General features: G+C 69.4%; 19 protein-coding genes. 7 read left to right on the forward strand and 12 right to left on the reverse strand.

The window, feature by feature from the left end; genetic code table 11:
* Nucleotides 1-48: 48 nt before the first annotated feature.
* Together DBV14_RS06745 and DBV14_RS06750 are read right to left on the reverse strand one after the other, a co-directional pair.
* The gene (locus DBV14_RS06745; RefSeq protein WP_124458430.1) at nucleotides 49-507 is read right to left on the reverse strand and encodes a CopD family protein; all 459 of its coding nucleotides are present in this window, start codon (nucleotides 505-507) and stop codon (nucleotides 49-51) included.
* A gap of 59 nt (nucleotides 508-566) precedes the next feature.
* Nucleotides 567-1,541: a LysR family transcriptional regulator gene (locus DBV14_RS06750; protein WP_124458431.1), complete on the reverse strand. Its 975-nt coding sequence runs from the start codon at nucleotides 1,539-1,541 to the stop codon at nucleotides 567-569.
* 142 nt (nucleotides 1,542-1,683) lie between these two features.
* Here DBV14_RS06750 and DBV14_RS06755 point away from each other — a divergent pair, with 142 nt between their 5' ends.
* From DBV14_RS06755 to DBV14_RS06765, 3 genes are read left to right on the forward strand one after another with little or no spacing between them, the layout of a single operon-like run.
* Nucleotides 1,684-3,039 carry a DUF3100 domain-containing protein gene (locus DBV14_RS06755; RefSeq protein WP_124458432.1) on the forward strand — a complete coding sequence of 452 codons (1,356 nt, stop codon included), beginning with the start codon at nucleotides 1,684-1,686 and terminating at the stop codon, nucleotides 3,037-3,039.
* A gap of 25 nt (nucleotides 3,040-3,064) precedes the next feature.
* Nucleotides 3,065-4,234, forward strand: coding sequence for a M20 aminoacylase family protein (locus tag DBV14_RS06760; protein WP_124458433.1), 1,170 nt, complete (start codon nucleotides 3,065-3,067; stop codon nucleotides 4,232-4,234).
* A 4-nt stretch (nucleotides 4,235-4,238) separates the two neighbouring features.
* Complete coding sequence (locus tag DBV14_RS06765; protein ID WP_185545955.1) at nucleotides 4,239-5,624, forward strand: L-serine ammonia-lyase; 1,386 nt, start codon at nucleotides 4,239-4,241, stop codon at nucleotides 5,622-5,624.
* Nucleotides 5,625-5,651: 27 nt separating this feature from the next.
* Here DBV14_RS06765 and DBV14_RS06770 read toward each other — a convergent pair whose 3' ends face one another.
* Nucleotides 5,652-6,260 (reverse strand): VOC family protein, encoded by a 609-nt coding sequence (locus DBV14_RS06770; RefSeq protein WP_124458435.1) that lies wholly within the window; start codon nucleotides 6,258-6,260, stop codon nucleotides 5,652-5,654.
* Nucleotides 6,261-6,291: 31 nt separating this feature from the next.
* Nucleotides 6,292-7,164, reverse strand: a complete 873-nt coding sequence (locus DBV14_RS06775) for a fumarylacetoacetate hydrolase family protein (RefSeq protein ID WP_124458436.1) — start codon at nucleotides 7,162-7,164, stop codon at nucleotides 6,292-6,294.
* Between the two features lie 142 nt (nucleotides 7,165-7,306).
* Between DBV14_RS06775 and DBV14_RS06780 the strand changes: the two genes are divergently transcribed.
* The 3 genes from DBV14_RS06780 to DBV14_RS06790 are packed head-to-tail and all read left to right on the forward strand — an operon-like array spanning nucleotide 7,307 to nucleotide 9,733.
* Entirely contained in the window at nucleotides 7,307-8,224 is a 918-nt protein-coding gene (locus DBV14_RS06780) for a LysR substrate-binding domain-containing protein (RefSeq protein ID WP_124458437.1), read from the forward strand.
* 49 nt (nucleotides 8,225-8,273) lie between these two features.
* Complete coding sequence (locus DBV14_RS06785) at nucleotides 8,274-9,104, forward strand: oxaloacetate decarboxylase (RefSeq protein WP_124458438.1); 831 nt, start codon at nucleotides 8,274-8,276, stop codon at nucleotides 9,102-9,104.
* 50 nt (nucleotides 9,105-9,154) lie between these two features.
* Nucleotides 9,155-9,733, forward strand: a complete 579-nt coding sequence (locus DBV14_RS06790; RefSeq protein ID WP_124458439.1) for a uracil-DNA glycosylase family protein — start codon at nucleotides 9,155-9,157, stop codon at nucleotides 9,731-9,733.
* Nucleotides 9,734-9,743: 10 nt separating this feature from the next.
* Here DBV14_RS06790 and DBV14_RS06795 read toward each other — a convergent pair whose 3' ends face one another.
* The 3 genes from DBV14_RS06795 to DBV14_RS06805 all read right to left on the reverse strand — a co-directional run bounded on the left by DBV14_RS06795 (nucleotide 9,744) and on the right by DBV14_RS06805 (nucleotide 12,114).
* Nucleotides 9,744-10,148 (reverse strand): hypothetical protein, encoded by a 405-nt coding sequence (locus DBV14_RS06795; RefSeq protein WP_124458440.1) that lies wholly within the window; start codon nucleotides 10,146-10,148, stop codon nucleotides 9,744-9,746.
* 17 nt (nucleotides 10,149-10,165) lie between these two features.
* Nucleotides 10,166-11,845, reverse strand: coding sequence for a hypothetical protein (locus DBV14_RS06800; RefSeq protein WP_124458441.1), 1,680 nt, complete (start codon nucleotides 11,843-11,845; stop codon nucleotides 10,166-10,168).
* A gap of 77 nt (nucleotides 11,846-11,922) precedes the next feature.
* Entirely contained in the window at nucleotides 11,923-12,114 is a 192-nt protein-coding gene (locus DBV14_RS06805) for a hypothetical protein (protein WP_124458442.1), read from the reverse strand.
* Between the two features lie 90 nt (nucleotides 12,115-12,204).
* On the opposite strand from DBV14_RS06805, the gene DBV14_RS06810 reads away from it, so the two are divergent.
* Nucleotides 12,205-13,095, forward strand: coding sequence for a LysR family transcriptional regulator (locus tag DBV14_RS06810; RefSeq protein WP_124458443.1), 891 nt, complete (start codon nucleotides 12,205-12,207; stop codon nucleotides 13,093-13,095).
* A gap of 25 nt (nucleotides 13,096-13,120) precedes the next feature.
* Here the strand turns inward: DBV14_RS06810 and DBV14_RS06815 are convergent, their stop codons facing one another.
* From DBV14_RS06815 to DBV14_RS06835, 5 genes are all read right to left on the reverse strand, one after another.
* Nucleotides 13,121-13,810 carry an ANTAR domain-containing response regulator gene (locus tag DBV14_RS06815; RefSeq protein ID WP_124458444.1) on the reverse strand — a complete coding sequence of 230 codons (690 nt, stop codon included), beginning with the start codon at nucleotides 13,808-13,810 and terminating at the stop codon, nucleotides 13,121-13,123.
* Nucleotides 13,811-14,043: 233 nt separating this feature from the next.
* Nucleotides 14,044-15,198: a transporter substrate-binding domain-containing protein gene (locus DBV14_RS06820; protein WP_124458445.1), complete on the reverse strand. Its 1,155-nt coding sequence runs from the start codon at nucleotides 15,196-15,198 to the stop codon at nucleotides 14,044-14,046.
* Nucleotides 15,199-15,234: 36 nt separating this feature from the next.
* Entirely contained in the window at nucleotides 15,235-16,932 is a 1,698-nt protein-coding gene (locus DBV14_RS06825) for a nitric oxide reductase activation protein NorD (protein WP_124458446.1), read from the reverse strand.
* 1 nt (nucleotide 16,933) lies between these two features.
* Complete coding sequence (locus tag DBV14_RS06830; protein ID WP_124458447.1) at nucleotides 16,934-17,761, reverse strand: CbbQ/NirQ/NorQ/GpvN family protein; 828 nt, start codon at nucleotides 17,759-17,761, stop codon at nucleotides 16,934-16,936.
* Complete coding sequence (locus DBV14_RS06835) at nucleotides 17,758-18,768, reverse strand: alpha/beta fold hydrolase (protein WP_124458448.1); 1,011 nt, start codon at nucleotides 18,766-18,768, stop codon at nucleotides 17,758-17,760. The genes DBV14_RS06830 and DBV14_RS06835 overlap by 4 nt, the downstream gene beginning before the upstream one ends.
* Nucleotides 18,769-18,778 lie beyond the last annotated feature (10 nt).

Here is an 18,778-nt window from a genome sequence, read left to right on the forward strand (position 1 = left end):
AGTACCCGGTGTCAGTCGCACGCACCCCGGACAAAAGGGTCCCGAAAGCTAGCCGGCCCGCCCGACAACCGCCACGCCGAACACCACCACGCCCAGCACGAGGTTCATGCCCACCAACTGGCGCACCGTGTTCAGCAGCGAAGCCGCCGTCGGCCATGCGCCGGCTTCGACCGCACGGCGCAGCGCGCGGAACACCGAGGCGCGGACGTAGACATAAATGGCGGCCATCACGATCGCGATGCTCATCATCGCTTCGACGCGCCAGTGCACGGAGCGGAAGCCGCCGGTCACCATGATCATTCCCACGCCGCTGAGAAACAGCAGCGTCACCGCCGCGTCCACGCCGACGAAGAAGCGGCGCAGCGTGGCGGTCATCATGCGCAGGCGGAAGGGCGGCTCGAGCGTGGCCACTGCGGCGGGGCGCACGGCGAAGTGCATGGTCGCCATGCCGCCGACCCAGAAGGCGGCGCAGAGCAGGTGAATGAAAAGGGGAATGACGTAGGACATGGGGTCCGATCAGAACACCGAAAGGCGCGGGCGCGCAACAACAGTGCCCGGTCCACCACTCAGGCCATTGAAGCGCCGCGGCCGCGCGCAGTTGCGCGCCGCTCCTTGCCGCCCGTCGTCGATTCGGCATAGCCGCGCATGTCGGCCACGATCTGCCGCAGCAACGCCGCAGCCGCCGGGGAGAGCATGCGGCCGTGCCGCGAAATGATGTGCGAGCGCCCCTGCGACAGCAGCGGGTTCTTCATCGGCAACTCGACCAGCGTGGTGTTGTCCGCGTTGGGCGTGAGCGAGATCCGCGTGCCCAGCGTGTAGCCCAGACCGGCCGAGACGAAGTGGCCGAGCGCGCTGAAAGAAGTGGTGGTCAGCAGCGCGGGCAGGCGCACGCCTTCGCTCAGCTCGGCCGCCTCGATGTGCTGCCGCACGCCGAAGTTGCGGTGCAGCGTCGCGCCGGGGTAGGGCAGCAGGTCGGCCAGCTTGAGCGGCCGGCCGAGCCGGGCCAGCGGATGCGACGCCAGCACCATCGCCTGGATGGGCTGCGCATGCGACTGGTGCGAGGTCAGCCGCTCGTCTTTCGGTGGCTGGAACAGCATGCCGATGTGGGCGCGCTCCTCGACGATGCGCCGCACGATCTCGTCGGTGCTGGCCACGTCCAGCTCGATGGTGATGTTCGGGTGCGTGGCCATGAAGTCGCGCAGGCTGCGGCGCATGAGCCAGTCGACATAGCCTTCGCCGGCCACGATGTCGATGTGCCCGCGCTCGATCTTGCGGATGCCGTCCATCTGCGCCAGCAGATGCTGCTTCTGGTTGTTCTGGCGCCGCACGTAACCGGCCAGCATCTGGCCCGCGTCGGTGGGCACCACGCCGCGGCCGTGGCGCTCCAGCAGCGGCACGCCGCATTCCTTTTCAAGGATGCCGATGGCGCGGCTGACGGCCGACGGGTCCATGTCGAGCACGTCGGCGGCGCCGCGCACCGAGCCGCTTTCGAGCACCTGCATGAAGTAGCGCACGCGGCGGGTGTCGAGCTTGTCGTCCATGGTCGTGTGGTCGGGTGGTCCGGGTGAGTGTTGCATTCAATGCATCGAATATCCCGATTTGCCGTCATTGATGCAAGTGCCGCGCACCCCGACACTCGCCGGCATTCCGCCAGAAGACGTACACCCCACAGAAGTACACCTCATGACATCTGCCGCCTCCACGCTCGACACCACGGCCCCGGACGCCACCACCGCTTCCGGAAAACTCAGGCTCGCGCTCGTGACCCTCGCCATCGTGGCGGTGGCCGAGCTCATCGGCCCGGTGCAATTCAACGTGGGGCCCGGCAAGGTGGCGCTGCTGCCGATGCTGTGGGCGCTGCTGATCGCGGCCGCCTGGGGCATTGCGCACCGCCGCGTGCCGGGCGTGGTGCGCGTGGCGACGGCGCAGCAGTCGTTTGCCGGCGGGTTGCTCAATGCGGGGCTGCTGCTGTTCGTCGTGAAGCTGGGCCTGACCGTTGGCGCGGCGTTGCCGCAGGTCAAGCAGGCGGGCTGGGCGCTGCTGTTCCAGGAGTTCGGCCATGCGCTCGGCACCCTGGCGCTGGGCCTGCCGCTGGCACTGCTGCTGGGCATCAAGCGCGAAGCCGTGGGCGCTACCTTTTCCGTGGGCCGCGAAGGCAACCTGGTGATCATCGGAGAGAAGTACGGCATGGCCTCGCCCGAAGGCCGCGGCGTGCTGGCCGAGTACATCACCGGCACGGTGCTGGGCGCGTTGTTCATCGCCGTGCTGGCGGGCTTCATCGCGAGCCTGCATATCTTCGATCCGCGTTCGCTGGCCATGGGCGCCGGCGTGGGCTCGGGCAGCCTGATGGCGGCGGCCCTGGGCGCCATCGCCGCGCAGCAGCCGGCCGAAATGCTGCCGCAGCTCACGGCCATCGCCGCCGCATCGAACCTGCTGACCACCGTGGCCGGTTTCTACTTCACTCTGTTCCTGTCGTTGCCGCTGTGCGCGTGGCTCTACGGCAAGTTGGAGCCGGTGCTGGGCCGTTTCTCGAAGCGCGGCGCGCAGGATGCGGCGGGCGCGGCGGGCACGGGCGCCATGTCGCAGGTCAGCGTGGGGCATGGCGCAGCCTTGCCGCTGCGCGACACGCTCATCGCCTGGGCCGTGGTGGGCGGCGGCGTGCTCATCGGCAATTCGCTGACCTACAAGGTGCCGATGCTGGTGTCGCTCGAAGGCATGGCCGCCGTGGTGGCGATTGCGCTGGTGGTCGAGGGCATCAAGCGCCTGGTGCCGCGCCTGCCGATGGTGCTGGTGCTGTCGGTGGTGGCCACCGTGGTCGGCATTCCCGGCCTGTTTCCGTTCTCCGATGCGCTGATCGCGCTCACCGCCAAGCTCAACTTCCTGGCCTTCACCACGCCGGTGCTGGCACTGGCCGGCTTCTCCGTCGCGAAAGACCTGCCGGTGTTCCGCCAGCTGGGCTGGCGCATCGTGGTGGTGTCGCTCACAGCCACGGCCGGCACCTTCCTCGGCGCCACGTTCATCGCCGAATTCTTCCACTGACCCCACGACCACGAGAGAGACCGCCATGTACCGCGACCCCGAAATTGCCGAAGACACCCGCGAGCGCATGCTGAACTGGCGCCGCGACATCCACGCCAACCCCGAGACCGCCTTCGAAGAGCACCGCACGGCCAACGTCGTCGCCAACGCGCTGATGCTGATGGGCCTGCCGGTGCATCGCGGCCTGGCCGGCACCGGCGTGGTGGGCACGCTGAAGAACGGCGAAGGCCCGAGCATCGCGCTGCGCGCCGACCTCGACGCGCTGAACATGCAGGAGCTGGGCACTCAGCCGCACGCATCCAAGTGCGCCGGCAAGATGCACGCCTGCGGCCACGACGGCCACACCGCCATGCTGCTGGGCGCGGCCGAGCACCTGTCGCGCCACAAGCCGTTCAAGGGCACGGTGCAGTTCGTGTTCCAGCCGGCCGAAGAAAACGAAGGCGGCGGCCGCGTGATGGTCGAAGAGGGCCTGTTCGACCAGTTCCCCGCCGATGCCGTCTACGGCATGCACAACTTCCCCAGCCTGCCGCGTGGGCAGTTCGCGATCCGCAAGGGCACGATGACGGCCTTTCTCGACACCTTCGAGATCGTCATTACCGGCAAGGGCAGCCACGGCGCCATGCCCGAGACCGGCATCGACTCGGTGGTGGTGTCGGCCCAGCTCGTCAACGCGCTGCAGACCATCGTGAGCCGCCGCACCGGCGCCACCGATTCTGCGGTGGTGAGCGTCACGCAGATCCACGGCGGCGACACCTGGAACGTGATTCCCGAGACCGTGGTGCTGCGCGGCACCGTGCGCACGCTCGACCCCGCCATCCAGGACAAGACCCAGGCCGCGATGCAGCAGATCTGCGACGGCGTGGCTGTCACGCACGGCGCCAAGGTGGCGCTCGACTACCGCCGCGGCTACCCCGGCGTGGTCAACACCCCGGCCGAAACCGACGCCGCCATCTCCGCCGCCGCCAGCCTGGTCGAGCACGCCCAGGTGCACACCGACATTCCGCCGGCCATGGGCTCGGAAGACTTCGCCTTCATGCTGCAGAAGCGCCCCGGCGCCTACATCGGCATCGGCGCGGGCGAGGGCCCGAACGACCCGAACGTGCACAACCCGTACTACGACTTCAACGACGCCATCCTGCCGCTGGGCGCCGCCTACTGGGTGGCACTGGTCAAGCAGCAGCTTCCGGTCGCATGATGCGCTGATGCTCTCCGCCTTCGACATCTTCAAGATCGGCATCGGCCCGTCGAGCTCGCACACCGTCGGGCCGATGCGCGCCGCGCTGATGTTCGCGCGCTCCCTCGAAGCACGCGGCGTGCTTGCGCGGGTGGCACGCCTGCACGCGGACCTGTTCGGCTCGCTCGGCGCCACCGGCCATGGCCACGCGACCGACCAGGGCGTGATCCTCGGCCTGTTCGGCGATGCGCCCGACACCGTGCGGCCGGAGACCGTGCAGCCGCGCCTGGAAGCGCTGCGCCGCACCGGCCAGCTGAGCCTGCTGGGCACCACGCCCATCGCCTTCGACCGCGTGCGCGACATCGCCTTTCGCGGCGAAGAGTCGCTGCCCGAGCACCCCAACGCCATGCGCTTCACGGCCTTCGCGGTCGATGGCGCCACGCTGGCCGAGGGCACGTATTTCTCGGTCGGCGGCGGCTTCGTCGTCGAAGGCGGCCAGGCCGTGGCCGAGACGGTGGCCGCGGCGTCCGCCGTGCCGCATCCCTTCACCACCGGCGACGAACTCATGGCGCAATGCCGTGCCAGCGGCCTCTCGGTCGCGGCGCTGGTGATGCGCAACGAATGCGTGTGGCGGCCCGAGGCCGAGGTGCGCGCGGGCCTGCTGCGCATCTGGGGCGTGATGCAGCAGTGCGTGCAGCGCGGCTTCGGCATCGACAACCCGCTGGCCGCGCAGGCGCTGCCCGGCCCGCTGCGCATGCGCCGCCGCGCGCCCGAACTGAGCCGCGAACTGCTGGCGCAGGCCGGCGCGGCCGACCCGCTCGCGGTGATGGACTGGGTCAACGCCTTCGCCATGGCCGTGAACGAAGAAAACGCGGCCGGCGGCCGTGTCGTTACCGCGCCCACCAACGGCGCGGCCGGCGTGGTGCCGGCCGTGATGCATTACTACCAGCGCTTCGTGCCGCAGGCGAATGACGACGGCATCGTCGACTTCCTGCTCACGGCCGCGGCCATCGGCATGCTCTACAAGGCCAACGCGTCGATCTCCGGCGCCGAGGTCGGCTGCCAGGGCGAAGTGGGCGTGGCCTGCTCGATGGCCGCCGGCGCGCTGGCGGCGGTGCTAGGCGCCACGCCGGCGCAGGTCGAGAACGCCGCCGAGATCGGCATGGAACACAACCTGGGCCTGACCTGCGACCCGGTCGGCGGCATGGTGCAGATTCCGTGCGTGGAGCGCAACGCGATGGGGGCCGTGAAAGCCATCAACGCGGCGCGCATGGCGCTGCGCGGCGACGGCAGCCACTACGTGTCGCTCGACGCCGTGATCCGCACCATGAAGCAGACCGGCGAAGACATGAAGTCGACCTACAAGGAGACCTCGCTGGGCGGGCTCGCGGTGAACGTGGTGGAGTGCTGAGCGCGCCTGAAGCTCAGACCACGAATATCAGGGCACGAACATGTCCCACGGCCCCTTGCCTTCCGGCAGCCGGGGCCGCGCGGTGAGCGAGGCCAGCGGCTCGCCGGCCTCGAAGCGCAGGGCCAGCGCTTCGGGGTCGAACACCACGCCCATGAAGTTCTCGGCGTAGGCGCCGCCGGCAAAGAAGGCGCTGACTTCTTCCGCAGTTTCGAACACGTCGTGCTGCAACTCCAGGCGGTGGCCGTCGGGGTCGCGGTAGTACATCGAAATGGTCGGCCCGTGGTTGATGCACCAGTAGGGCCGGATGCCGTGCGCGGCCAGCCGGCGGTGGTTGGCCAGCAGCTCGCCGAGCGAGCCGTAGGTGAAGGCGATGTGCTCCAGGCCCGTGCTTGCGTCGGCGTCGTGCTTGAGCGCCGGCCCTGCGATCAGGCCGATGCGGTGGTGCTCGTCGTCGTAGGTCAGGAAGCACAGCATCTCGTTCTCGAACGCGGCGCGGGCCTGCAACACGTCGAGGTACCACGCGCGCGAACGCGCCAGGTCGCTCACGCGCAGCACCACGTGCGCCAGCTTGACGGGGCTCAGCGCGGTGCGCGTGAAATCGGGGAGCGGGCGCACCGGGGTGGCGATGTCGTTCATGGATGTCTCCTTCTTTTTCTGGTCTCGACGCTCAGTTCGCGGGCTCGGGCACCACGCGGTTCTCGATGTGGCCGATACCTTCGATTTCCACGCGCACCACGTCGCCCGGCACCAGGTAGCGCGGCGGGTCCATCAGCCCGCCCACGCCCGCGGGGCTGCCGGTGCTCAGCACGTCGCCCGGCTCCAGCGTGAAGGCGGTGCTCAGCTCGACCAGCATGGCCTCGATGCGGTGGATCATCTGCGCGGTGTTGCCGTCCTGCCGCAGCTCGCCGTTGACCCAGGTGCGCAGCCGGAGCGCATGCGCATCGGCAATTTCATCGCGCGTCACCAGCCAGGGCCCGAAGGGGCCGTGGGTGTCGAAGGACTTGCCCAGCGTGTGCGTGGGCGCGCGCATCTGCCAGTCGCGCACGCTCATGTCGTTGACCACCACGTAGCCCGCGACCATGGCCATCGCGTCTTCGGCGCGCACGTGGCGGCAACGCCGGCCGATGACCACGCCGAGTTCGCCTTCGTAGTCGAACTGCTCGGACACGCGGGGCTTGTGCACCGCGTCGAAAGGGCCCGCCACGCACGACACCTGCTTGTTGAACCACACCTGCCCCGGTGGCCGCACCAGCCCCAGCCTCGCCGCTTCCTCCAGGTGCGAGGCGTAGTTGCCGCCGAGCCCGAGAAATTTCTGCGGTCCGGGAATGGGCGCCGCCAGCCGCACGCTGGCCAGTGCCACGCGGGGCGCGTCCGCCAGCGCGGCACGCAGCCACGCCATGCCTTCGTCGCCGCGTGCCAGAAGCTCGCGCAGGCCAGGCGGCGCGCCGGGCTGGTCCGCCAGGTCGGCGATCTGCGCGTCTTCAATTCGGACCACGCCGAAGCGAAGGGCGTCCCGGTGGTGGAAGCTGGCGAGTTTCATGGCGTGTGTTGGGCAGTGCTGGATGGGGCGGATGGTTGACCGAAAGGGGTGCGATCGATGATGCTGGTGGAACGAACACAGAACAATTCGCCCGGCAGGAACGGATCGTTCCGCGGACAGAACGAAAAACGGAACAAGAGACATGGAAGACCTTAACGACCTGGCGCTCTTCGCCCACGTGGTGACGCATCAGGGCTTCAGCGCCGCCAGCCGGCACCTGGGCATTCCCAAGTCGCGCCTGAGCCGGCGCATCTCGCAGCTCGAGGAGCGCCTGGGCGTGCGGCTGCTGCAGCGCAGTTCGCGCCGGCTGCTGCTCACCGGCGTGGGCCGCGAGTTCTACGAACGCTGCCAGGCCACGGTGGCGGCGGGCGACGAGGCTTTCGACGTGCTGCGCCAGGCCACCTCGCAGCCGCAGGGCCTGCTGCGCGTGAGCTGCCCGTTCACGCTGGCGCAGTTCTGGCTCACGCCGCTCATTCCCGCCTTCATGCGTGCCTGCCCCGGCGTGCGGCTGCAGCTCGAAGTGAGCAACCGCCGTGTCGATCCGCTGCAGGAGAACATCGACGTGGTGCTGCGCGTGCGGCGGCCGCCCTTCGAGGACTCGAGCCTCGTTGCCCGGCCGCTGGGCGCCACCGTCGATGTGCTGCTGGCGAGCCCCGGGCTGGTCGAGCGGCTGGGCACGCCGCAAGAGCTCGTCGACCTGGCCGCATGGCCCGTGCTGTCGCTGCCCGCCGGGAACGACCGTTACCGCTGGACGCTGGAGCGCGGCACGCAGGTGCGCGAGTTCGGCTTCACGCCGAACTTCGTGACCGACGACATGTTCGCGCTAAGGCACCTTGCCGAGCAGGGCATGGGCCTTGCACTGCTGCCCGAGATCATGTGCCGCGATGCGCTTGCCGAAGGCCGCCTGGTGCGCGTGTGCGGCGAATGGGCCTGCGCGGCCAGCCAGATCCAGGCCGCATTCGCATCCCGGCGCGGCATGCTGCCGGCGGTGCGCGCCTTCATCGACTACCTGCTGCAAAACCCGCCGGGTGCCGCGGTAGCGCGGACGGGCTTATCCTGACCGCTCCCTTCACCTGTTCCAGACCGGCAAGACAAACCGAGGCCCTGCAATGACCCGTACCGTCGCTCAGAAACGCGCCGACTTCCGCGCGCTCCACGAACAAGGCTGCTTCGTCATCCCGAACCCCTGGGACACCGGCAGCGCGCGCTATCTCGAAGGCCTGGGCTTCAAGGCGCTGGCCACCACCAGCTCGGGCTTCGCGTGGTCGCGGGGCCATGCCGACGGGGCGCTGTCGCGCGATGCCATCCTCGACCACCTGCGCGAGCTGGTGGCCGCCACCGACCTGCCGGTGAACGCCGACTTCGAGAACGGCTTTGCCGCCGATGCGCAGGGTGTGGCCGAGAGCGTGCGGCTCGCGGTCGAGACCGGCGTGGCCGGCCTGTCGATCGAAGACTCGACGGGCCGCGCGGACGACCCGCTGTTCTCCATCGACGTGGCGGTCGAGCGCATGCGCGCCGCGCGCAAGGCCATCGACGCGAGCGGCGCCGACGTGCTGCTGGTCGGCCGTGCCGAGAACTTTTTTGCCGGCCGCCCCGACATCGACGACGCCATCGCCCGGCTCAAGGCCTACGCGAACGCGGGCGCCGACTGCCTCTATGCGCCCGGCATCAAGACGCGTGAACACATCGCCGCCGTGGTCGCGGCCGCGGGCGGCAAGCCAGTCAACCTGCTGGTCGGCGCGACCAGTGACCTGACGATGAAAGACATCGCCGGGCTGGGCGTGCGGCGCGTCAGCGTCGGCGGCGCGCTCGCTCGCGCGGCCTGGGGCGGCTTCCTGCGGGCCGCGCGCACGCTGGCCGACGAAGGCCGCTTCGACGGCTTCGCCGACGCGGCGGCGGGCACCGAGCTCAACGCCTTCTTCCGCCCGTTCGCGAAGTAGCGGCGGCGGCTGCAACGCAGACTGCGCACACAGAAAGAAGCAGCCTCCCGGTGGACCTTCTACTTGCCGAGATTCGGAGCTGCCGCGCCTGCGCCGTTCACCTGCCGCTGGGCCCACGCCCCATCGTGCAGGCGAGCCGCACCGCCAGGCTGCTGATCGTCGGCCAGGCGCCGAGCCTGACCGTGCACCAGACCGGCGTGCCGTGGAACGACAGGAGCGGCGACCAGCTGCGCCGCTGGCTCGGCATCGATCGCGATGTGTTCTACGACGCGGCGCGCGTGGCCATCGTGCCGATGGGCTATTGCTACCCGGGCCGTGGCAAGAGCGGCGACCTGCCGCCGCGCAGGGAATGCGCGCAGCTGTGGCACGCGCGGCTCCTCGCGCAGATGAAAGACGTGGAGCTGACCCTGCTCATCGGCCAGTATGCGCAGCGCCATTTCCTGGGCAAGGCCGCGCGCGGCAGCGTCACCGAAACGGTCGAGGCTTTCGCGGACTACGGGCCGCGCACGGTGCCGCTGCCACATCCTTCGCCGCGCAACACGGGGTGGTTCAAGCACCACCCGTGGTTCGAGAGCGATGTGCTGCCGGTGCTGCGCGAGCGGGTGCGGCACGCACTGCTCGCACGCTAGCGGCTTTGGCCTACCACCAGGCGGCGATGTCGTCGCTCAGGCCCGCGTAGAGAAGCGCCAGGGCGACCAGCGCAATGGCCATCTTCGTGCGCAGCGGGAGCCCTTCCTTCGGGGCGAAGGCTTCGGCACCGCCGCTGAAATGCACGCCGCAGTGAGGGCAGCGCAACGCGTGGCCGTAGATCGGCTCCTTGCAGCGGACGCAGGGCACCTCGCCGGGCCCCGGCTCGGTGGTGGCCGCGCCGGCGTCGCGCGATGCCTGTGCTGCCGAGGCGCGCTGGCGTTGCCGCTGCTGTTCCTGCTGCTGCCGCGCGCGGCGTTCGCGGTGGGCCGCCAGGTCGATGGGCGCGTGGGCGTCGTCGCGGTTGTGGCCGTTGTGGCCGTCGTTGCCGTGGTTGTCTTGGTCGTTGTTGGGCATGCTGCGGAACACCGTGTCTAGCGCGCGCGTGGCGCGGTCTTCTTTCGTGCCGCCGGGCGCCTCGGCGGCTTTGCTTCGAGCACCAATTCTGCCGGCAGCGTGTCGTTCCACGATTCGGTGAAGTAGGCACGGTCGCTCGGCACCAGCTGCGGCAACGCTTCGCGCAGCAAGCCCAGCGATTGCTCGGCCGCCTTCAGCTCGCCCGCGTGCGCCGCATACCAGGCGTGCTCGAACAGCAGGCTGCAATGCTGCAGGCCGGGGTAGCGGCGGCGGCCCGCCTGGTGGTCGGTCAGCCGCGCCTGCGCCACGTCGACCCAGCGCGCCGGCCAGTGCGTGGCGTCGAAGGCGTCGGCGAGCGGGCCCGCCAGCTTCGAGACGGCGGCCGGGTCCAACGGCTTCTGCGCGCGGAACTGGGCCAGCGAGGGTTGCGACTCGGGCCGGCAGTGGCCGCGCGCGATGCGCATCAGGTAGATCGCATTCCAGGCCGAGCGGCCCTGGCCGTCGGTGTGGCCGCACAGCCATTCGCTGAAGGCGATCCACTGCACGGCGCGGCGCGTGGTGTCGGCGTTGCCGTCGTGCGCCAGCGTGGGCAGGTCGCTCAGGCCGACACGGTCGAACAGCCAGGCGGCCATGCCCATGTTGGCGGCCACGTGCTGCGCCGCGTCGAAGGAATGCGATTCGAAGGCGGCCGCCAGTGCTTCGCCGAAGCGGCGCAGCGACTCTTCGGCCAGCGTGGCGGCGGTGGCCTTGTCGTCGGCCGAAAGCCCGAGCGCGCGCGAGCGGCACACCAGCGCCCACAGGTTGCACCACTCGAAGCGCACGTCGGGGTGGTGCCGCAGCACCAGCCCGCGTGCCGCGTCGTCGGCCATGCCGGCCAGCAGCGACTGCGCCAGCGGCAGGTCGCGCGCGGTGTAGGCGCACCAGGCCGAGACGATGCATTCCATCGCGCCCAGGTAGTCGTTGCCCGCCACATGGTGTGCAAGGCGCTGCTTCTTCAGTGCCTGCAGGCGGCGGCGCGCCTGCTCGTTGTCGCCCAGGCGGCGCCACAGCATCGCCTCGTTGAGCGTGACCAGCGCGCGCTGGAAGTCGGTGGCGGCCAGCGTGCCGGCCATGCGGATCGACTCCAGCGCACTGGCCGGCTGGCCGGTTGCATCGCCACCGGCCACGGGCGCCATGAGCCGGCCTTGCCGCGCCGCCTGCTGCGAGGCGACCAGCTGTTTCCAGAAGGCGGCGTCCTGCAGGTGCACCGCGTCGGGCGGCGGCGAGCCGGGTGAGCCTGCGCGGGCCTTGCGCGAGCGCAGCCCGAGGAACGACGCGACCTCTGCCGCCGTGGCCGCGCGGCCGCCGACCAGCATGCGCACGCGCCGAGCCTCGGCCACCGGCAACCAGAACGGGCCCTGGCTGCGCCGCTCTGCGTTCAGGAAGCGGGGCTCGCGCTGGGTGTCTTCACCCCAGCCGACCTCGACGTCCCAGGTCTTGAAATCGCGGAACGCGCGGCTCACGACCATGCGCAGGGTGCTTGCGTCGGAGACTTCGCCGCGCAGGTCGGCCAGCCGCACCAGTCCGGCTTCGGCATCGTGCGCGTGCTGCATGCGCACCAGCAGCCAGAGCGACTGGAAGGCCGCGCGCCGGCCATTGACCGATTGCGGCGAGGTGAGTTCGATGGAAAGAAGGGCGGGAGCTGCGGTTTTGGGCACGCCCCGGATTGAACCTCAAAAACCGGTGCGTTGGCTGAAGACGGGCGCCGGGTTGCGGCAGTCCCGCCGCGCCGTCTTCAGCGGTGGCTGTCCAGCAGTTGTTGCACTTCGCTGCGCCCGATGCCCAGGTCGCGCAGGTCGTGCTCGCTCATGCAGGCCAGGTGCCCGGCATCCGCGCGGTGGCGGCGGCGCTCCGCCACGCGACGGCGCCAGCGGCGCAGGGCGTGCATCAGGCGTTGGGGGAAGGGCGAATGCGTCGGCGCTGTCACGGTGTGCTCCTTGTTGGGGTGTGCTCATCTTCCGGCGCCGTGTGCTATTGTGGAAGTTGAGATTCCTGAACCCTCCAATCAGCATTCCTGATGCGACAACTCAACCTCGACCAGCTGCGAACGCTCATCGCCATTGCCGACCTGGGCACGTTTTCGGCGGCCGCCACGGCGCTGCACCTGGCCCAGCCCACGGTGAGCCTGCACATCAGCGAACTCGAATCGCGGCTGGGCGCACCGCTGGTGGTGCGCGGCAATCGCCGCGTCACGCCCACCGCGGCCGGCGCCGCCCTGGTGGAGCGCGGGCGCAAGCTGCTGCGCGACACCGACGAGGCCGTCGAAGCCGTCAAGCGCCAGGCCGAGGGCCGCACCGGCCGCGTGCGGCTGGGCACATCGACCGGCGTGGTGGTCGACCTGCTGCCGCAGGTGCTCGAGGCGTTGGGCGAGGCGCATGCGGGCATCGACGTCGAGGTCAGCATCCTCGGCTCGTTCGAGGCGATGGCGCGGCTGGCCGCCGGCACGCTCGACATCGGGCTGGTCGCAATGCCGCAGCCGCCGCAGCGCGACCTGGTGGTCACGCCATGGCGCGACCAGGCCATGATGGCTTTCGTGCCGCCGCGCTGGAAGGCGCCCAGGCGCGCCACGCCGGCGTGGCTGGCGGCGCAACCGTTGATCTTCAACGACGCCACCACCCACATGTACCGGCTGTCGATGGAGTGGTTTGCCGCCGCCGGCTTTGCGCCGCGCGCACGCATCGAGCTGAACTACGACGCCGCCATTCGCAGCCTGGTGGCGGCCGGCTACGGCGCCGCGCTGCTGCCGTTGCAGCAGACCACCGACGCGGCGCTCAACGAGCGCATGCAGGTGCTGCCGATCACGCCGAAGCTCACGCGCCGCCTGGGCATGGCGCACCGCCAGCGCGCCACGCTCGACGGCGCCACGCAGAGCGTGCTGAAGGTGCTGGGCACTTTTCGGCAGCTCTGATTCGGCGCGACGCCTGAGCCAGCTCTCAGTTCTGTCCCGGCTTGCGCACGCCCAGCGAAAGAATTTCGCTGGCGTTGACGATGGCGGCGGCAATCTCTTCCATGGTGGTGCGCTTGCTCATCGCCTGTTCGCGGATGAGGTCGTAGGCCTGCCCTTCGGAGACGCAGTGCGTCTTCATGAGCACGGCCTTGGCTTCGGCGAGTTGCCGCACGCCGAGCAGCTTGGCCTCGACCTTGCGCAGCCGCCGCGCGAGCGAGCGGCTCTCCTTGTGCGCCTCGCGCGCGACGACCAGTGCCGACAGCAACCCGAACGAGCGCACGGGCGAGGGCAGCACGGCCTTGGCGCCGATCTCGAGCACGGCCTCGACGATGGTGGGGTTCTCGTAGGTGACGACGGCGATGATGGCGGGCGCGTCTTCGCTCTGGGTCCACTCGAAGCGCAGGTTGATGAAGTCGGGCTGCACGGCCATGAACGCAACGTCGATGCCGTCGGGCAAGACCTGCACGGGCGGCCAGAAGGCCTGGACCTGGCAGCCGATGCGCTGCAGCTGTTGGGTGAGCTGTCGGCCGTCTGCGTCGTCGGGATGTATTACCGCGATCTTGAGCAGCCGCAGTTCCTTGAGCTGCGGTGGCGTCACCCGGAGGGTGTGTCTTTTGGGCGCTGTGCCGTCCACGCTCAGGTCTCCTGCGGGGGGCGGGTTCGAATGCGGGGGCATTCGGGGCGCGTGCGANNGCACCCGATGCCATTCGCACATGGGCGCTGCGCTTGTGCCGCTCGATCAACCTCGGCTCTGAGGCGCTCGCGCCGATGGTGTGCTCTGCGCAGCGAAATAAAGGAGGAGCGAAGCGGGGGACATTCGCGGAGCAGAGCACGCCGTCGGCGTGAGCGTGCCCTGAACAGCAGCGCTCCCAAGACCGACGCACAAAGCGAAAGACAGAAGAGCTCATCCTAGACTTCCAGCGTGTCGAGCTTGGCCGTCCAGTCGCCCAGCGAATGCGTGACGAGGTAAGGGTCGGGGTACACCGCGCGCGTCGCCTGCCGCACGATCGTGAACTGCCCGTGTGCGTCCACCCGCCCGATGCGTGGGTAGAGACAAGTGTGATGGTTCGTCGGGTCGATTTTTACGCGGCCCTGCGGCGCATCGAACTCGCTGCCCAGGATGTGCGGCAGGATCTCCGCGATGCCGTCGTTGCCCGCCTGGCGGAACGCGTTCGCAAAAATGTGCATCTGGAAATACGAGGCCTCCCAGCACAGGTTGGGAACGCAGCCGTCGCCGAAACGCTCGCGCAACCGCGCCAGGCAACGCCGGTTGGCCGGCGAGTCGATCGACTGGAAATACGGCGCCGCCGTGAAGTGCCCCGTCGCCACGCCATGGCCCATCTGCGAGATTTCGGCCTCCGACGTCGTGAGGCTCGCGATCGGCATGGCCCGCGGATCGAAACCCGCTTCGGCATACGCGCGGTACAGGCTCGCGGTCGAGTCGCCCACCACCGTCGAGAAAATGAAATCGGGCTGCTTGTCGCGGATGTCGTCCATGATCGCGCGGTAGTCTTTTTCGGTCGCGTCCAGCGCCACGTAGCGCTCGCCCAGCTTCTCGCTGCCGGGGCGCTGCATCACCAGCTCGCCCATGATGCGGTTCGACTCGTAGGGGTAGATGTAGTCGGAGCCGATCAGGTACACGCGGGCGCCGAAATTCGTGGTCATGAACTCCGCCAGCTGCACGCTGTTCTGGTTGGGCGCGGCGCCGGTGTAGATCACGTTGCCCGAGTACTCGAAGCCCTCGTAGAGCGTGGGGTAGAAAAGCAGCTTGTTCCACTTCTCTATCACCGGAATCACCGCCTTGCGGCTGCTCGACATGTAGCAGCCGAAGATCACGTTGACGCGGTCCTGCACGATCAGTTTTTCGGCCAGCTGGGCGTAGCGCGCGGGGTTCGATTGCGGGTCGTAGCGCACGGCCTGGATCTCGCGGCCATCGACGCCGCCGGCCTCGTTGATCTCCTCGATGGCGAGCAGGGCGCCTTGCAGCTGCGACAGCCCGATGGTCGAGGTGACGCCGGTTTCCGAATAGAGGATGCCGACGCGCAGAGGGTCCTTGTCAGCCACTGGGGTGTCTCCTGGATGTGTGAACCATCATTCTCCTCAGTTTGCCGCGGCCAGTCGTGCGCTCATGCGCGCCAGCCGCACCGGCAGGCTGCGCGCGTCGTCGGCGATGCAATAGTTGCGCCAGCCGAAGATGCGGCGCACGTACGCGTCGGCGGCGCCGTCGACCGCGATGCAGGCGGTGCGCACGCCGGCCTCGCGCGCCTCGGCCACGGCCATGCGGGCGTCTTCGATCAGGTATTGCGCATCGTGCACGTCGATGTCGGAAGGTGCGCCGTCGGTCACCAGCAATATGGCGCGCTGCCCGGCGGGTTCGGCGCGCAGGTGCGCGGCGGCATGGCGCAGCGCGGCGCCCATGCGCGTGGAATAGCGCCCCCGCACCGCGCCGATCATGGCGCGCGAAGGCGCTTCGAGCGGCCTGCCGAATTCGAGCAAGCGGTAGTAATAAACCTCGTTGCGCGTGTTCGACGAAAAGCCATGGATCGCCAGCCGGTCGGCGCCGGCCCGTGCATTCGCGGACGCGGCCAGCAGCAGCGCGGCCTGCTTCTCGATGTCGAGCAGCGAGCGCGCTGTTTGGCCCTGGCCCGCGTCGTTCACCGATTCCGACAGGTCGAGCAGCACCAGCACGCTGGTTGCGCGCGGCGCCTTGCCGGGGCGCATGAACAGGCGCGGGTCGGGCCGCAGCCGCAGGCGCCGGTCGACCAGCACCTCGATGGCGGCATTCAGGTCGACGTCGTCGCCCTCCCATTGGCGGCGCAGGCGGTGGGTGCGGTCGAGATGCCGCGCACGCGGCAGCGCGAGCGGTGTCAGGCGTTCGTTGCTGGCCGAAGGCTGTTCGCGCACCGGCGAGAGGCCCTGCCACGCCGGCAGCTTCTCGATCACCGTGCACCAGTCGGGCCGCAGGCGCTCCTGCTTGCGGTCCCACTCGGGGTAGGTGTAGCGGCCCAGTTCCAGTTCGATGCCTCCTTTGGGGGGCGCGCCGCCGTTGTCGCCGGTGGCGTCGACGGGCGGTGGTGGCCGCGCACCCGATTGCTGCAGTGCGATGGCATCGTCCGGCGGGTTTTCGGCTTCGCCAAAATCCCAGAGGTAGCTGTTGTCGTCGCGCCAGGGCGCGGGCACCGCGTAGTGCTGCGGATCGAAGCGCACGCGCATCTGGCCCAGGTCGTTGGCCAGGATCGATGCGATGGCGCGGAAGGCGTCGTAGTCTTCCAGCCCCGCCGCGGCCACGGTCTCGTCGAACAGGCGGCGCGCCTTGTTGACCCAGTGGTTGTCGTCCTGCCACGTGGGCAGCATCAGCATGCGGTCCATGCGCGCGATGAACGCCGCAAAGCCCAGGTCCGACGCATCGGGCACCGGCGCGAGCGCTTCGGCGAACCAGCCGCGCACGCCGGGAAAGTCGCGGCACAGCAGCCGCTCCACGCGCGCATCCTCGATGGCCGACACCACCGCGATGCCCATGGGCTTGAGGGTGCGTGCCGGCCGCGCGGGCACCGAGTGCCGCAGGTGCGCCACCGCGTGCGCGACCATCGCGCGGCGCAGCCGGGCATCACCGCCTTCGGGCAGCAGCAGCCGCTTCGGCGCGAGCACGGCACGCGCGGGCGGCGGGGCCTGGTTCGGCGGCAGCCGGCCCGCGGCACCGGGCAGGGTGGCCAGCGGCTGCACCTCGATGTCGACACCGGCCAGCCCGCGCGCGAGCAGGCCCAGCGCCTCGAACGTGGTGGCGTGGTCGTCGCTCATGTCATCCGAACTGCGCGGCCACGAAACCCTGCAGCGCGCTGGCCATGTCGGGGTCGTCGGTGAGCGCGCGCGTCATCGTCATGTCGCAGCTGTCGCGCGGCGACACGCCATCGCGTATCAGCACGCCCGCGTAGATCAGCATGCGCGTGGACACGCCCTCGTCGAGCCCGCGGTGCTTGAGCTCGCGCGAGCAGCGCGCAATGGCCACCAGCTTCGCGGCCAGCTCGGGGCCGATGCCGGCCTCGTGCGCGACGATCTCCGCTTCGAGGCCGCTGTCGGGGTAGTCGAATTCCAGCGCGGCAAAGCGCTGCCGCGTCGAGGGCTTCATGTCCTTCGCGCTGCTCTGGTAGCCGGGGTTGTACGACACCACCAGCTGGAAGTCGGGGTGCGCGTGCACCAGCTCGCCCTTCTTGTCGAGCGGCAGAATGCGGCGCGCATCCGTCAGCGGGTGGATCACCACGGTGGTGTCTTGCCGCGCCTCCACCACCTCGTCGAGGTAGCAGATGCCGCCGTGCCGCACCGCCAGCGTCAGTGGGCCGTCGTGCCAGGCCGTGCCGTTCGCATCGAGCAGGTAGCGGCCCACCAGGTCGGAGGCCGTCATGTCCTCGTTGCACGCCAGCGTGACCAGCGGCCGCCCGAGCGACCACGCCATGCGCTCCACGAAGCGGGTCTTGCCGCAACCGGTCGGGCCCTTCAGGATCAGCGGCATGCGGTGGCGGTAGGCGTGTTCGTAGAGCGCCACTTCGTTGCCGGCGGGCCGGTAGAAGGGCTCGGTCTCGATGCGGTAGCTGGCGAGCGGATCGGCAGCGCGGGGCAGGGCGGCATTCATGGCGTGGCGAGCAGTTCCTTGAGGGCGGTGTCGATGAAGCGCGTGTCGGCCGGGCTGCTGCCGCCGCCGGCAAAGTGGCCCCATACGCCCGGGATCGGGCGGCACTCGGCATTCGGCATGTGCGACACCTCCCACTCGTTGTCGGCCACGGGAAAGTACAGGTCGCGCTCGGCCGGCATCACGATGGCGCGCGCCTTGATGGCGCCCAGCGCCTTCTTGAAGTCGCCCTTGAACACCGGGTTGTCGCTGATGTCGCCGTTCTGCCACGACCACAGCATCGCGAGCAGGTTGTTCGCGTCCTTCTGCAGGAAGAAGCCTTCCCAGTAGCCCACGAGAAAGTCTTCGAGCGAGCTGAAGCCCAGTTCGCGCCACAGTTCCTGCATGTAGAAGGGCTGCGACAGGCCCCAGCCCGCGTACACCCGGCCCACCGCGCGCAGGCCCTTGCTCGGCGGCGTGGCGTACCAGCCGCCGTTCCATGCCACGTCGGCCGTGAGCGCGGCCTTCACGCCTTCGAGAAACACGATGTTGTGCGGCGCCGTTTTCGCCGAGCCGCAGAAGGGTGCGATGCGCTGCACCATGTCCGGGTACAGGCAGCCCCACTGGTTGGTCTGCTGCGCGCCCATCGACCAGCCCACCACCAGCGCGATGCGTTCGATGCCGAATTTTTCCGTCAGCAGCCGGTGCTGCAGCGTCACGTTGTCGTACAGCGTGACGTTCGGGAAGCGCGACAGGTTGTACGGCTCGGGCGAATTGCTGGGCGACGACGAGAGGCCGTTGCCCAGCATGTTCGGCACGATGATGAAGTACTTGTCGGGGTCCAGCGCCATGCCGGGGCCGATGAGCCATTCGTTGTCATAGTGCTGGCCCGAGTACCAGGTCGGGTAGACGATCACGTTGCTCTTGTCGGCGTTGAGCGTGCCGTAGGTCTTGTAGGCGAGCTTTGCGTTGCGCAGGGTCGCGCCCCGCTGCAGCACGGCGTCGCCGAGGTCGAAGATTTCGTAGTCCATGGGTGTGCGG

The organism is Variovorax sp. KBW07, assembly GCF_003852515.1.
Lineage (GTDB): Bacteria > Pseudomonadota > Gammaproteobacteria > Burkholderiales > Burkholderiaceae_C > Variovorax.

What these genes read in the sequence shown, in the direction of transcription:
- DBV14_RS06750 (WP_124458431.1), bottom strand. Translation starts at nt 1,541, where the DNA reads ATGGACGACAAGCTCGACACCCGCCGCGTGCGCTACTTCATGCAGGTG.
- DBV14_RS06830 (WP_124458447.1), bottom strand. Translation starts at nt 17,761, where the DNA reads ATGAATGCCGCCCTGCCCCGCGCTGCCGATCCGCTCGCCAGCTACCGC.
- DBV14_RS06810 (WP_124458443.1), top strand. Translation starts at nt 12,205, where the DNA reads ATGCGACAACTCAACCTCGACCAGCTGCGAACGCTCATCGCCATTGCC.
- DBV14_RS06745 (WP_124458430.1), bottom strand. Translation starts at nt 507, where the DNA reads ATGTCCTACGTCATTCCCCTTTTCATTCACCTGCTCTGCGCCGCCTTC.
- DBV14_RS06825 (WP_124458446.1), bottom strand. Translation starts at nt 16,932, where the DNA reads ATGAGCGACGACCACGCCACCACGTTCGAGGCGCTGGGCCTGCTCGCG.
- DBV14_RS06785 (WP_124458438.1), top strand. Translation starts at nt 8,274, where the DNA reads ATGACCCGTACCGTCGCTCAGAAACGCGCCGACTTCCGCGCGCTCCAC.
- DBV14_RS06775 (WP_124458436.1), bottom strand. Translation starts at nt 7,164, where the DNA reads ATGAAACTCGCCAGCTTCCACCACCGGGACGCCCTTCGCTTCGGCGTG.
- DBV14_RS06755 (WP_124458432.1), top strand. Translation starts at nt 1,684, where the DNA reads ATGACATCTGCCGCCTCCACGCTCGACACCACGGCCCCGGACGCCACC.
- DBV14_RS06835 (WP_124458448.1), bottom strand. Translation starts at nt 18,768, where the DNA reads ATGGACTACGAAATCTTCGACCTCGGCGACGCCGTGCTGCAGCGGGGC.
- DBV14_RS06760 (WP_124458433.1), top strand. Translation starts at nt 3,065, where the DNA reads ATGTACCGCGACCCCGAAATTGCCGAAGACACCCGCGAGCGCATGCTG.
- DBV14_RS06770 (WP_124458435.1), bottom strand. Translation starts at nt 6,260, where the DNA reads ATGAACGACATCGCCACCCCGGTGCGCCCGCTCCCCGATTTCACGCGC.
- DBV14_RS06795 (WP_124458440.1), bottom strand. Translation starts at nt 10,148, where the DNA reads ATGCCCAACAACGACCAAGACAACCACGGCAACGACGGCCACAACGGC.
- DBV14_RS06815 (WP_124458444.1), bottom strand. Translation starts at nt 13,810, where the DNA reads ATGCCCCCGCATTCGAACCCGCCCCCCGCAGGAGACCTGAGCGTGGAC.
- DBV14_RS06780 (WP_124458437.1), top strand. Translation starts at nt 7,307, where the DNA reads ATGGAAGACCTTAACGACCTGGCGCTCTTCGCCCACGTGGTGACGCAT.